Source organism: Enterobacter sp. SORGH_AS_0287, assembly GCF_031453695.1.
Classification (GTDB): domain Bacteria; phylum Pseudomonadota; class Gammaproteobacteria; order Enterobacterales; family Enterobacteriaceae; genus Enterobacter; species Enterobacter ludwigii.
This window is the reverse complement of the sequence record NZ_JAVIZW010000001.1, coordinates 356,455-370,584: the sequence shown is the minus strand read 5'-3', so window position 1 is coordinate 370,584 and position 14,130 is coordinate 356,455. Positions and strand designations below refer to the sequence as shown.

10 protein-coding genes and 1 pseudogene are annotated in these 14,130 nt (G+C 53.8%); 3 read left to right on the top strand and 8 right to left on the bottom strand.

Features of this window, described 5'->3' with window-relative positions; all coding sequences use genetic code 11:
• Positions 1–5: 5 nt before the first annotated feature.
• The 6 genes and pseudogenes from mglA to QE396_RS01660 form a co-directional block, all read right to left on the bottom strand.
• On the bottom strand, positions 6–1,526 hold the full coding sequence (gene mglA / locus QE396_RS01685) for a galactose/methyl galactoside ABC transporter ATP-binding protein MglA (protein ID WP_020883197.1): 1,521 nt from the start codon (positions 1,524–1,526) through the stop codon (positions 6–8).
• Between the two features lie 79 nt (positions 1,527–1,605).
• Positions 1,606–2,604, bottom strand: a complete 999-nt coding sequence (gene mglB / locus QE396_RS01680; RefSeq protein WP_014170907.1) for a galactose/glucose ABC transporter substrate-binding protein MglB — start codon at positions 2,602–2,604, stop codon at positions 1,606–1,608.
• A 295-nt stretch (positions 2,605–2,899) separates the two neighbouring features.
• On the bottom strand, positions 2,900–3,922 hold the full coding sequence (gene galS / locus QE396_RS01675; RefSeq protein WP_020883196.1) for an HTH-type transcriptional regulator GalS: 1,023 nt from the start codon (positions 3,920–3,922) through the stop codon (positions 2,900–2,902).
• Between the two features lie 155 nt (positions 3,923–4,077).
• Positions 4,078–5,235, bottom strand: a complete 1,158-nt coding sequence (yeiB, locus tag QE396_RS01670; protein ID WP_309949731.1) for a DUF418 domain-containing protein YeiB — start codon at positions 5,233–5,235, stop codon at positions 4,078–4,080.
• Between the two features lie 18 nt (positions 5,236–5,253).
• Positions 5,254–5,922, bottom strand: coding sequence for a GTP cyclohydrolase I FolE (gene folE, locus QE396_RS01665; RefSeq protein WP_020883194.1), 669 nt, complete (start codon positions 5,920–5,922; stop codon positions 5,254–5,256).
• Between the two features lie 102 nt (positions 5,923–6,024).
• Positions 6,025–7,174, bottom strand: a pseudogene (locus tag QE396_RS01660) (YbfB/YjiJ family MFS transporter).
• Positions 7,175–7,312: 138 nt separating this feature from the next.
• On the opposite strand from QE396_RS01660, the gene fghA reads away from it, so the two are divergent.
• Both fghA and QE396_RS01650 read left to right on the top strand, forming a co-directional pair.
• A complete protein-coding gene (gene fghA, locus QE396_RS01655) occupies positions 7,313–8,149 on the top strand; it encodes an S-formylglutathione hydrolase (protein WP_309949727.1) in 837 nt (278 codons plus the stop codon).
• A gap of 249 nt (positions 8,150–8,398) precedes the next feature.
• Complete coding sequence (locus QE396_RS01650) at positions 8,399–10,384, top strand: ligand-gated channel protein (protein ID WP_020883192.1); 1,986 nt, start codon at positions 8,399–8,401, stop codon at positions 10,382–10,384.
• A 52-nt stretch (positions 10,385–10,436) separates the two neighbouring features.
• Here QE396_RS01650 and QE396_RS01645 read toward each other — a convergent pair whose 3' ends face one another.
• A complete protein-coding gene (locus QE396_RS01645) occupies positions 10,437–11,906 on the bottom strand; it encodes an amino acid permease (protein WP_020883191.1) in 1,470 nt (489 codons plus the stop codon).
• Between the two features lie 172 nt (positions 11,907–12,078).
• On the bottom strand, positions 12,079–12,945 hold the full coding sequence (yieE, locus tag QE396_RS01640; protein ID WP_020883190.1) for a DNA-binding transcriptional regulator YeiE: 867 nt from the start codon (positions 12,943–12,945) through the stop codon (positions 12,079–12,081).
• Positions 12,946–13,043: 98 nt separating this feature from the next.
• Here yieE and QE396_RS01635 point away from each other — a divergent pair, with 98 nt between their 5' ends.
• Positions 13,044–14,090 carry a YeiH family protein gene (locus tag QE396_RS01635; RefSeq protein ID WP_020883189.1) on the top strand — a complete coding sequence of 349 codons (1,047 nt, stop codon included), beginning with the start codon at positions 13,044–13,046 and terminating at the stop codon, positions 14,088–14,090.
• Positions 14,091–14,130: the final 40 nt, after the last annotated feature.

Genomic DNA, 14,130 nt, shown 5'->3' with positions numbered 1-14,130 from the left:
TGATCTTAAAGGTGCAAAGACGCAAGACGCAAAATTTCGTTTTGCGTTGTCGTTTTGGTGTCAACAATACCGGCAACGAGACCATTGCTCATAACCAGAATACGATCTGTGATCCCTAACAATTCCGGCATTTCGGAAGAAATAATAATGATCCCTTTATTCTTTTTCGCCAGCTCGGCAATCAGCTGATAAATCTCAAACTTCGCGCCGACGTCAATACCGCGGGTCGGTTCATCCAGCATCAGGATTTCTGGCTGGGTTAATAACCAACGGCCAATAATGACCTTCTGCTGGTTACCGCCTGACAGCGAACCAATTTGCGTGCGGTGACCTGGCGTTTTGACGCGCATGGAGTCAATCACCCACTGGGTATCGCTCTTCATGCGGGAGTTATCCAGCAGCCCGACTTTGTTTTTATAGTTGCGAATATTGGAAATTAACGAGTTAAAGTTAATATCCAGATACGCATAAATACCGGTCGAACGACGCTCTTCCGTGACCAGCGCAAAACCATTATTAATGGCTTCGTTAGCGCTGTGGTTATTGATTTTCTTACCGTGCAGCGTGATAGTGCCCGCGGCTTTCTCACGAATACCGAACAGGGTTTCGACAATATCAGTACGTTTTGCCCCAACCAGACCTGCGATACCGAGAATTTCGCCCTTATGCAGGTCAAAAGAGACGTCGCGAATAGACGGTTGACGCAGCGAGGTGAGATTGCGAACCTCAAGGATCACTTCACCCGGCTTGTTCTCTTTGTCCGGGAAGCGCTGGTTCAGAGAGCGCCCCACCATCATGGCGATGATCTTGTCCATATCCAGCCCTTCGAGAGGCTGGGTGGCAATCCACTGGCCATCGCGCAGGATGGTAATCTCATCACACAGTTGGAAGATCTCTTCCATTTTGTGAGAGATATAAACAATGCCGCAGCCGCGGTCTTTGAGCTTACGAATAATGGTAAAAAGGTGGTTAACCTCTTTTTCCGTTAATGACGATGTCGGTTCGTCCATGATGACGATTTTCGCATCATAGGAGAACGCTTTGGCAATTTCGATCATCTGCATTTGGGACACGGATAACGTTCCCACGCGGGCGCGCGGATCGATATCAATATCCAGTTCATCGAAAATCGCTTTGGTGTCGCGATACATTTTATCCTGATCGACAAAGACACCTTTGGTCGGATAACGGCCCAACCACATGTTATCCATAACAGAACGCTGCAGCACCAGGTTTAATTCCTGGTGAACCATTGAGATACCGTTTTCCAGTGCTTCTTTTGCTGAATGGAAATCGATCTCTTTCCCCTGAAAAAGAATGCTGCCAGAATCTTTTTGATAGATCCCAAAAAGACATTTTAATAATGTTGATTTACCTGCGCCGTTCTCCCCCATTAATGCGTGAATAGAGTGAGGACGAACTTTTAAATTAACATTATCGAGTGCCTTAACCCCGGGAAATGACTTGTTGATAGCGCTCATTTCCAACAAGTATTCACCAGATGACTGAGTATTTGTGCTGACCATAATTATACCTTGTTGGCCTCGCATATCGCGTTATAAAAGGGCGCAACAAGTTGCGCCCAGTGAAGACAATTCAAATAACTTATTTACCGATAAACTCAGCCAGGTTGGACTGGTCTACGCCAACGTAAGGTACGCGAACGATTTTGTTTTCAATTTTCCAGGTCGTACCGTCTGCCGCACCTTTGCCATCGGCCAGGTTTTTCGCCAGATCGAAGGTTGCTTTCGCTTGGTTGTTGGCATCGTTCAGCACGGTCCCGGCCATTGCACCGGATTTCACCAGGGCCAGAGCTTCTGGCAGTGCATCCACACCGAACACAGGAATGGCTGATTTGTTGTGCGCTTTCAGCGCTTCTACCGCACCCATAGCCATCGCATCGTTGTTGGCAATCACCACTTCGATTTTGTTAGCATTCGGGCCGGACAGCCACGCGTCCATCTTATCTTTCGCCTGAGCGGTATCCCACATCGCGGTATCTAATGCCAGCTGCTGGGTTTTCAGACCCTTATCATTCAGCTCTTTGATAACGTAAGTGGTACGGGCTTCAGCATCCGGATGGCCTGGTTCGCCTTTCAGCAGCACGAACTGGATCTGGCCGTCTTTGTTCAGGTCCCAGTTCGGGTTCGCCGCCCAGTGTTTAGCGATCAGATCGCCCTGAATAATGCCGGACTCTTTGGAGTCAGTACCGACGTAAAACGCTTTGTCATAGCTGTCCAGCGCTTTACGGGAAGGTTCTTTGTTGAAGAAGACAATCGGCACATTCTGGCCGCGCGCTTTTTCAATGACCGTGCCTGCCGCAGCGGGGTCAACCAGGTTGATGGCCAGTGCCTTCACGCCTTTTGCCAGCAGAACGTCGATCTGGTCGTTCTGTTTGGACTGGTCGTTCTGGGAGTCATTCATCAGCAGCTGAACATCTGGCGCTGCTTTAGCATCTTTCTCGATAGCTTTACGGACAACAGACATGAAGTTGTCGTCGTATTTATAGATGGTCACACCAATACGGGTATCCGCAGCGTGAGCTGCTGCACCAAAAAGCATGCTTGCCATTACAGCAGACAGGGTCAACACCTTCTTATTCATGGTATCTCCGGTTTTTTTTATGCAGGGTAGTTCTTGTGAATAACGATCGGCAGGCAGGTGTTAATAAAACGTTACTGACAGCCGAAGTTCACTTATAAAATTTCTATCTTCCGTGTTCGGTAACGCTCCAGAAATGCGTTTTATTCGTTGTTTGCGGCACATTGGCTATGGTGAAAGTGATTAATCACTGTTACATAGCGTTTCAGCCCCTAAAACGCTGACATCATAGTCAGCGCCTTGTTAAGATACTGTGAATTTACTCACAGATTGAAAACGGTTACATCAGCTGATGTAATCAGTTAGTGATCGGAACCACAATTTGCCGGGCAGCGACAGAATGTCGACGCACTAAAGTCGGCATGAAACAGTGTGTTGCGCCCGGATCCAGCAGCCCTGCCGCCCCCTGTAACGCCAGCTCAGTGGCCAGTTTGGCCATAGAGGCAATGGGGTAACGCACGGTGGTCAGCTGCGGGTCGGTGTAACGGGCAATGGGAATATCATCAAAACCAATCAACGATAAATGCTGTGGCACCGCAATGCCGTTATCCTTCAGCGCAGTCAGCGCCCCGGCCGCCATGTTATCGTTATAGGCAAACACGGCAGACAACTGCAGATTACGGCCCAGTAACTCCACCATCGCCGCCTCCCCGCCCTGCATATCCGGCGTTCCGGTTCCAACCCAGCTTTCAGACGGCGTAATACCCTGTTCTTTAAGGGCGTTTTGCCAGCCTTCGCGCCGCAGCTCATCATCTTCAATATGATGGCTGGAGGCCAGAAAACCGATCCGCTGATGCCCGTTGTTGATGAGCATTTTGGTGGCCATCATCGCCCCGCTGACGTTATCCAGCCCGACGCAGCGGTGGGCATACCCTGGCACAATACGGTTGATCAGCACCATGCCCGGGATTTGCTCCATAAACCCGGAAATCTCGTCATCGCTTAAGGCTTTTGAGTGCACAATCAGTGCGTTACAACGCTGGCGGATCAGCACTTCAATCGCATGACGCTCTTTTTCAGCCTCGTGATAGCTGTTGCCAATCAGCACGTATTTCTGATGCTGCTGAGCGACAACGTCTACCGCTTTAACCAGCGCACCGAAAAAGGCATCAGAGACATCCATCACCACCACGCCAATGGTATCGCTGACCTGCGTGGCAAGCGCCTGCGCATTGGCATTAGGGCGATAACCCAACTGGGTCACGGCTTTCATTACGGTTTCGCGGGTGTCAGGGCTGACCAGCGCGCTGTTGTTCAGCACGCGTGAGACGGTAGCCACGGAAACACCCGCCTGACGGGCGACGTCACGAATGGTGATCATATTCACCATCCTTCAAAGGATTGCAGCAACTCACAGACACCCCCTGTGTTTAGCAAGGTGGCTATTTTGGCAGCGAGAGAAAGGGGACTACGTGAAGAAGCTCACACAGATGAAAACGTTTACATCCGTTTTGTTAATGATTGTGATCCAGATCGTTATCTGGATGTATTTCTCAATGATATCCCTGAAGCATGTGCGGTTAACTGACGCCACACCCACTCCAGCGGCCCCTGGCGGAAATAACGTAGCCAGAGAACAGAAAACGCCAGGTTAACCATCCAGACCGGGATAACAAACGCCAGCAGCGAAAGCCGGTCGAATTTCATAAACAGGCCAAACCGATAGAAAAGCGTGGTGCATATCAGCGTCTGCAGAATGTAATTGCTGAGGGCCATACGGCCTACGCAGGCAATGGCACTGACAATCCATGCGCGACACATTTGTGGCCAGAAGCCGTAAATGAGTGCCGCATAGCCAATCGTCTGGAAGGGCGCACTCAGCTCGCGCGGGACCTGAAGCAGAAACGCACACCAGCGGTAGTTCCAGTGCAGATGCCACTGCATGATCACGGCCGGCAGATTAATCAGCACGCCGAGAAGAATTAACCCGGCTCCCGTCAGGCGATAGTGGCGAAGGGAAAACTCCCCTTTCAGCCAGCCGGTGCGCATCAGTGATGCCCCCATCAGCATCATCCCTGCCAGCTGCCAGCCATACTGCGCCCCCAGCGCCAGCAGGTTATCGCCAAGCATATCCGCACGGTTGCTTATCGCTTCCGTGCCTCCTTTCAGCTTCCAGTACTGCTCGTACTGAAGGTTGGCGGCATCGGGGATCCATGAACGGTTTGCCGCATCACCGGAGATCATCCCCAGCAGTAACAGCACGCCAAGGCCCATGACGTAAAGCATCACACCCGTGTTAAACAGGCTTTTTACGCTGTGCGCATCGCGAATGAGCCGCCAGCAAATCAGCCCGACTAAGCCATAGGCGAGAAGAATGTCGCCATCCCAAAAGAACAGCCCGTGAATAAAGCCGAGGATCACCAGCAACGTCAGACGCGACTGGATCCAGCGCGTGCCGCGCCTGAGCAGTAGCTGCAGGCCCGCGCCAAACAGCAGGGCAAACAGGGTGAGGAATTTGACCTGGGCAAAGAGATCGAGGAGGGCCCACGTCCAGGCATCGCTGCGGGTGATGTCGCCATACCACGCAGGATTGAGATACGCCGCCTTCGGCAAGCCGAAGGCACTGATGTTAAGCAGCAGGATACCGAGAATGGCGACGCCTCGAACAAAATCGAGCGTGACGTTTCGCTCCATGTAGCCTGCCCTGTCAGATTAGTTGTGGTGACGCACGGCGCGCAGAAACTCCTGGCGGGTGTTCTGGCTGGATTTAAACAGACCGCCCAGCGACGTCGTGGTGGTCGCACTGGTGGCATCACGCACGCCGCGCGCTTTCACACAGTAGTGAACGGCGTCGATAGATACTGCCACGTTATTGGTGCCCAGCAGCGTTTGCAGCGCGGTCAGGATCTGCTGCGTCAGACGCTCCTGCACCTGTGGACGCTGAGCAAAGAACTGCACGATGCGGTTGATCTTCGACAGACCAATCACCGTATCTTTAGGAATATAAGCCACGGTCGCTTTACCGTCGATGGTCACGAAGTGGTGTTCGCAGGTACTGGTTAACGTGATATCACGTACCGTTACCATCTCATCCACCTTCATCTTGTTTTCAATGACGGTGATTTTCGGGAAATTGGCGTAATCCAGGCCGGAGAAAATTTCGTCAACGTACATTTTTGCGATACGGTGCGGCGTCTCCATCAGACTGTCGTCGCTCAGATCGAGATTCAGCAGTTGCATGATCTCGGTCATATGCCCAGCAATCAGATGCTTACGGGTTTCATTGTCCAGTTCCTGAACGGGTGGACGCAGTGGCGTTTCAAGACCACGCGCAACCAGAGCTTCGTGAACCAGGGCTGCTTCTTTACTGAGTGATGGCATTCTTTTCTCCTGCAGGTGTGGCGTCTTTTGCCCTCGTTGTGGCAAAAGTTTGCGCTCATTGTGCGTGAGGCGGCGCACATAATCCAGTATTCACGACGATAATTATTGCAATTGCTGTTGCCTTTCGGCCTGACGATCCCAGACCAGTGCGCCGCCGATGAACAGCGCGACGCCCGCCAGCCCCAGCGCAGGCTCCAGTCGGTGCGTGAGCCACGTCGACAACGCCGACGTTACCGGGCCAATCAACTGACCGATGGCATAACCGGTAGTAAGCAGTCCCGCCATGTAGCGCGTGTGATCTGGTGCCAGCTCGCGCCCATAAAGTAAAGAGAGCTGAACGGCACACAAGAACCCGCCCCCAACGAGCAAGCCGCCGGTCAGTAACCCGCCGATCCCCGGCAGCAGCCAGGCTGCCAGTACACCGGCTCCCTGCAACCATAATACGATAGCCAGCCTGCGGTTTGAGGTTGAGGTGTGGCGTAAAACGATGCTGAGCGCAATGCCCCCCACGGCGGCAATACCAAATATCGGCCAGACAAACTGGGCAAACAGACTGCCGGGAAAACGCACGGCCGCCATTTGCGATAAAAAGGTCGCCGGAAGGATATAGCCAAAGCCAGCCAGGCTGTAGCTCCAGACCAGGCGCTTTAAATTCTTCGTCAGGACGAGCGGTTCCGGTGCGCTGCCCGGCCGGTGAAGTTGACCCGCACGCGGCAGATACCGGGCCACCAGCGCGATAAGCACCAGTGCCAGCACGCCGTAGATTTGCCATGCTGCACCGGCGGAGAGCGCCTTAGCCTGGATATAGACGGCGAGCAGCCCGCTGAGCGCAATACCTGCACCTGGCCCGGCAAATACCGCGGCACTGAGACCCGGTTTCCCCAGTTGTCCCAGCCGCTCGTTGGTCCAGGCGGCAATCAGCACCATCGACCAGCCACTCATGCAGCCAATCACAAAGCGCAGCAGGCCATGTACCACAGCGTTATCGGCCGCAGCGGAAAGCAGCGTCAGCGCAACCGCACCAAAAATACCCAACCAGAGGCGTGTTTCAACGAAGCGGTGCGCACGCATTGCATCCCATGCTCCCACCAGATAGCCCAGATAGTTCATCGCCGCCACCAGGCCCGCGCTGGTGAGCGTGAGTTGCCCGCGCGGCAATCATTAGCGGCACCTGAGGGGTAAAAGCAAAGCGCCCTATCCCCATCGCTACCACCAGAACCACAAACCCACTGAGCGCGATACGCAGCGCCATGACCGCTCCAATTGTTAAAGAAAAGTTAATTTATGATGCCGCATCTTACCGTCCTGCGAAAGTGAAAGTTGCTCACAGGTAAATGAAAACTCTGTATTATGGGCCGAGTAAATAGCAATTCGTATTAAGGAGCCCTGCATGGAACTGCTCGAAGAGCATCGTTGTTTTGAAGGTCGACAGCAGCGCTGGCGGCACGACTCCAGCGTACTGAACTGTGCCATGACGTTCAGCATTTTTTTGCCGCCAACTGAAACGGGCATAAAGCCACCCGTGCTGTTCTGGCTGTCCGGTTTAACCTGTACCGACGAAAACTTCACCACCAAAGCGGGCGCGCAGCGTATTGCGGCTGAACTGGGGATTGTGCTGGTCATGCCTGATACCAGCCCGCGTGGCGATGATGTCGCCGATGATGCCGGGTACGATCTGGGCAAAGGCGCCGGATTCTACCTGAACGCGACAGAGCAGCCCTGGGCACGTCATTACCGCATGTATGATTACATTCGTGACGAACTGCCTGCGCTGGTTCAGGTCGAATTTGAGGTAAGCGACCGCTGCGCCATTAGCGGACACTCCATGGGTGGACACGGCGCGTTGATAATGGCGCTGAAAAATCCGGGAAAATACACCAGCGTGTCGGCATTTGCTCCGATTGTGAACCCCACCCAGGTGCCATGGGGTCAGAAAGCCTTCACCCATTATCTCGGCAGTGATACGGATAAATGGCAGGCGTGGGACAGCTGTGTGCTGATGCTGGCCAGCAACACGGGGGACGCCATCCCGACGCTGATCGATCAGGGCGATGCGGATCAGTTCCTCGCCGGTCAGCTACAACCTGCGGTGCTGGCCGAAGCGGCACGCCAGAAGGACTGGCCGCTGACGCTGCGTATCCAGCCAGGGTATGACCACAGCTATTACTTTATGGCGTCATTTATTGAAGATCATCTCCGCTTCCATGCGGCGCATCTGTTTAAGTAAGTTCCTCCCTTCTTGCCCGGTGGCGCTCCGTCTGCCGGGCCTCAAAACCCTATCCCTTTGAATAAAAGCCTGTTTCTTCGATCAACATCAAAACACAAATGATTTCGATTATCATTTGTGTTTACAATTTCACATTCTTTTGTACAATTCCAGGCTCTTCTCCATCACAAAGAGTTCTTACAAGACAAATACATACAGTTCTCAGGGTTACCCGATGGAGTGTTTTTCTTTTTGATATGGAATGTTCAAATGACAATACCACGCGTTACGTTACTGGCTGTTGCCATCAGCGCCGCCATGCTCTCCCCTCTTGCTCACGCAGCCGACCCGGATACCGTGGTGGTGACCGCCACGGGTTTTGAGCAAAAAATCCAGAATGCCCCAGCCTCTATCTCCGTCATTTCAAAGCAGCAGATTGAAGACAAGGCTTACCGCGATGTGACCGATGCGCTAAAAGATGTCCCGGGCGTCGTCGTCACGGGCGGCGGAAGCAGCAGCGATATCAGCATTCGCGGCATGGCGTCCCAATACACCTTGTTCCTGGTCAATGGCAAGCGCGTCAGCACACGCAGCACGCGCCCGAACAGCGATAACTCGGGCATTGAGCAAGGCTGGCTACCGCCGCTGGAGTCTATCGAGCGCATCGAAGTGATCCGCGGGCCCATGTCATCGCTCTATGGCTCAGATGCAATGGGCGGCGTAATCAACATCATTACCAAAAAAGTCTCGAATACCAAAGCCTGGACCGGATCGTTACACGGCGATGCCACGTTCCAGGAGAACCATGATTCCGGGGATATCTTCCAGACCAACGCCTACGCTTCCGGCCCGTTAATTGACGGACTGCTCGGTGCAAAAGTGACAGGCCTGCTCTCACGTCGCGCGGAAGATCAGATCCTGAACGGTTTCAATGAGCAGAAAATGCGTAACGGCGGGATCACGCTGAACTTTACCCCGGACGAGCAGAACGATTTTGACCTCGATTTTGCCCGCGAACTTCAGGACCGAAACAGCACGCCGGGCAAATCGAAAGCGACTGAAACCTGCCGCGGGGCAACCTGCACGCCAAACAGCAAAAGCGAAACCCGCTACGAACATACGACCTATTCCCTTACCCACAGCGGTTACTACAGCGACTTCAACACTTCCAGCTACATCCAGCAGGAAGAGACCAATAACCCGGTTCGCAAAATGCGTTCGTATAACACCACTTTCAACAACCAGAACCAGATCTTCCTCGGCGACCATACCCTGACCCTCGGTGGCCAGTATCGCTATGAGAAGCTGCGTGACAACGGTAACCAGCTTGAGGCGGCGGACGGGCTCAACAAACTGACGCGCTGGAGCTGGGCGCTGTTTGCTGAAGATGAGTGGGCGATGACCGACAGCTTCACGGCGACCGGTGGTCTGCGTATGGATAAAGACCAGAACTATGGCACCAACTGGACGCCTCGCGGTTATGGGGTGTGGCACCTTGCAGAACAGTGGACGTTAAAAGGGGGCGTTTCTGCCGGCTACCGTGCACCGGATCTGCGTCAGTCCTCCGCCAGCTGGGGTCAGGCAACGGGCGGCGGTCGGCTGGATGGCATGATCGTGGGTAACCCGGACCTCAAGCCGGAGAAGAGCCTGAGCGAAGAGATCGCCCTGCTCTGGGATAACAATGACAGTCTTAACGCCGGCGTTACGCTGTTCAATACCGACTTCAAAAACAAAATCACTGAAGTACGTCGCTGTAACAGCAGTGCCGACCCTGCCTGTACGATTGGCGGTCATGCCTACGATTTTGTCAGCGACCGGGTCAACGTCGACAAAGCCAACATGCGCGGTGTGGAATCCACTTTCGGCTGGAAAATCACCCAGGATGTTAACTGGACGGCTAATTACACCTATACCGAATCCGAGCAGAAGAGCGGTCAGTTCTCCGGTAAGCCACTAAATAAAATGCCTAAGCATATGTTCAACACCACGCTGGACTGGCAGGCCACGCAGGATGTGGGCTTCTGGAGCCGCCTGAACTTCCGCGGCAAATCTTCTGAGTATCTCAGCCGAACCTCAATGTCACAGGGCACACCGTCTTACACGCAGGTTGATGTGGGTCTGCGTTATAACGCCAACAAGAACCTGCTGGTAACCGCAGGCGTGTATAACGTGCTGGATAAACAGATTGATTACGAGACTTACGATACCGTACTTGATGGCCGCCGTTACACTGTCGGCATGACCTACAGCTTCTGATCGCCAATAAAAAAGCCCGCTCAACCGAGCGGGCTAAAGAGAGGAAGTGCGGTTATTGTTTTACGCGTCCCGGAAATTCCATTTCACTGTAGCGAACAAAGCGCGTCCCCTTCGTCAGTTTGTAACCAAACCAGATTATCAGGAACAGCGGAATACCGATGTAGGTCGCCGTTACACCACCCCAGTCGATACGGTCCGCAAGGAACGCTTCATAGTTCTGTCCCAGCGTAATAATCAGGCACAGAATGAAGGCGAAAATAGGCCCCAGCGGGAAGAACCCTGAGCGATACGGCAGGTCATTGATGTCATGACCTTGCATAACGTAACCGCGACGGAAGCGATAGTGGCTGATAGCAATCCCGAGCCAGGCGATAAAGCCCGTCATACCGGACGTATTGAGCAGCCACAGGTACACCGTCTGGTTGCCAAACATGGAGGTCAGGAAGCACAGACCGGCAATCACCGTTGTGGCATACAGGGCGTTACGCGGTACGCCGCCACGGGACAGCTTAGAAAAGATGCGTGGCGCTTTGCCGTCGCATGCCAGGGTATAGAGCATACGGGTAGACGCATACATGCCGGAGTTACCCGCTGAGAGCACGGCGGTCAGGATAACGGCGTTCATCACCGCCGCGGCGGAGAGCAGACCGGCATGCTGGAAGACCAGCGTGAACGGGCTAACGCTGATGTCTTTCACATCATTGCGCAGCAGGCTTGGATCGGTGTAAGGAATGATCAGGCTGATAATCAAAATCGCAAACACATAGAACAGCAGGATACGCCAGAATACCTGACGCACCGCGCGTGGAATGTTCTTCTCCGGGTTCTCGGATTCACCGGCAGCAATCCCGATCAGCTCGGTTCCCTGGAAGGAGAAGCCGACAATCATCGCCACGCCAATCATGGCCGAGAATCCACCCGCAAATGGCGCATCGCCAATGCTCCAGTTACTCCATCCTGCAGGTTGAGCGCCTTTGAAAATACCAACGATCATCGCCACACCGACGACGATAAAGATGATGACGGTTGCCACTTTGATCAAAGAGAACCAGTATTCCGCTTCGCCAAAACCACGCACGGAGATGTAGTTGAGCAGGAAGATCACCGCCAGGAACAGCGCACTCCAGATCCAGCCTGGCGTGTCCGGGAACCACCAGTTCATCACCAGCTGTGCGGCGACCAGGTCAACGGCGATAGTAACAGCCCAGTTGTACCAGTAGTTCCAGCCCAGCGCGAAGCCGAAGCCTTCTTCAACGTATTTTTGACCGTAGGTCGAAAACGAACCGGATACCGGCATGTACGCCGCCAGTTCGCCCAGACTGGTCATCAGGAAGTACACCATCAGGCCAATCAGGATATAAGAGAAAAGTGCCCCACCCGGGCCGGCTGCCGAAATTGTTGCGCCAGAGGCAACAAAAAGACCTGTACCGATTGAACCGCCGATAGCGATCATCGTCAGGTGACGCGCCTTAAGTTCGCGACGTAGCGCGGGCGCTTCTGTGGTTTTAATTTCTGAAACCATGTGAAAATGCTGTCCCTTCAACAAATGAGGCGCGATTGTAGCAGACGATACGCGTTCCTTCCGGCAGAAATGCTCAGTTATAAGAGAGCTTCATGACTCGGCCAGGATTATAAGTAAAGCACGCATCTGCATCTCCCCTCTCCCAACGGAGAGAGGATCCGCATTGCCGGGTTTACATGTCGCAATAGCGCAGAAAACGCTGCAGCGAGCTGGAAAGGTGTTTCTGACGATGATGAATGCACCACAACGTGCGCACCAGTTTAGGTAACGGGAGCGGTATTTCGACCAGCGTGCCGGCCTCAAGCTGTTCAGCAATCACCCGCCGGGAGAGACAGCTGATGCCCAGCCCATGACGGACCGCGTGTTTGATGGCTTCCGAGTTGCCCAGCTCCATACTCAGCCGGAAATGCGGCAGGTGGGAGAGCAGCAGGTAATCGACAATTTCACGCGTACCGGAGCCCTGTTCCCGGAGGATCCACTGCGTCTGAGCCAGCCGTTCCAGCGTTACTTCACCCTGTAATAAAGAAGAGGCTGGCGAGGCGAACACCACCAGCTCATCTTCCAGCCAGGGTTCAGCAATGATATCGACGTTGTGACACGGCCCTTCAATCAAACCGATGTCCACGCGGAAATCGATCACCGCATTGATGACATCCTGGCTATTGCCAACGCTCATCTCCAGCGGCAGGGTCGGGAAATCCCGGCGATAGCGGGCAATCACTTCCGGCAGAATGTAATTGCCGATCGTACTGCTGGCGTAAACGCGGATGGCCCCGTTCTCTTCGCGGAACAATTGTTCGATTTCAGTCGCCTGCTCCAGCAGTGCCAGCGCGCGCGGGTACAGCAGGCGGCCATGTTCATTGACGACCAGCCGTTTCCCCACTCTGTCGAAAAGCTGAACCCCCAGTTGCCCTTCCAGATCGGTCAGGGCCGCGCTAACCGCGGACTGGGACAGCGCCAGCATTTGCGAGGCCTGCGTCGTCGACCCGCTTTTCAGCACTTCGGCAAAAACTTCCAGCTGACGCAACGTAATGTGCATGGTCACTTACCACTTATATAGATTGATTATAAGTATATAATCAATTTTATTTTTAAGCCACAACGCCGTAACCTTTTAGCCAGATAAAGGAGAAGGTTATGTCAGAACACACCTTACAGCATCAACGTACATTGTGGCACTTCGTGCCGGGTCTTGCGCTCAGCGCGGTGATAACTGGCGTAGCGTTATGGGGCGGCAGCATTCCGGCCATCGCCGGGGCAGGTTTTAGTGCCTTAACGCTGGCAATATTGCTCGGCATGGTGGTGGGAAATACCGTTTACCCCCATATCTGGAAGTCCTGTGATGGCGGGGTTATTTTCGCCAAACAGCATCTGCTGCGCCTCGGGATTATCCTTTACGGCTTCCGCCTGACCTTTTCACAGATTGCGGATGTCGGCGTCAGCGGGATCGCTATTGACGTCCTGACCCTGACCAGCACCTTTTTACTGGCCTGCTTTATCGGCCAGAAAGTGTTTGGGCTGGATAAACAAACCAGCTGGCTGATTGGTGCCGGCAGCAGCATCTGCGGGGCCGCCGCGGTACTGGCAACCGAACCTGTCGTTAAGGCAGAATCCAGCAAAGTGACGGTTGCCGTCGCGACCGTGGTTATTTTCGGTACGCTGGCGATTTTCCTCTACCCGGCCATGTACCCGCTGGTTGCGCACTGGTTTAGCCCGGAGACCTACGGCATTTATATTGGTTCAACCATGCATGAAGTGGCTCAGGTGGTGGCGGCGGGTCACGCCATTAATCCGGATGCGGAAAATGCCGCGGTCATTGCCAAAATGCTGCGCGTGATGATGCTGGCTCCGTTCCTGATTATCCTGGCCGCTCGCGTAAAACAACTCGCGCCGGCAGGCAGTAGCCAGAAGAGTAAAATCACCATTCCGTGGTTTGCGATTCTTTTCATCGTGGTGGCGGTATTTAACTCCTTCCACCTGCTGCCGAAAGCCGTGGTGGATATGCTGGTCACGCTTGATACCGTCCTGCTGGCGATGGCGATGGCGGCGCTCGGGGTCACAACACACGTGAGCGCGCTGAAAAAAGCAGGTGCAAAACCGCTGCTGATGGCGCTGGTACTCTTCATCTGGCTGATCGTTGGCGGCGGTGCGATTAACCTCGCGGTACATAGCCTGATGGCATAAACCACTTCATCCTTCTCCTGTTAACCCGCTATCATACGTA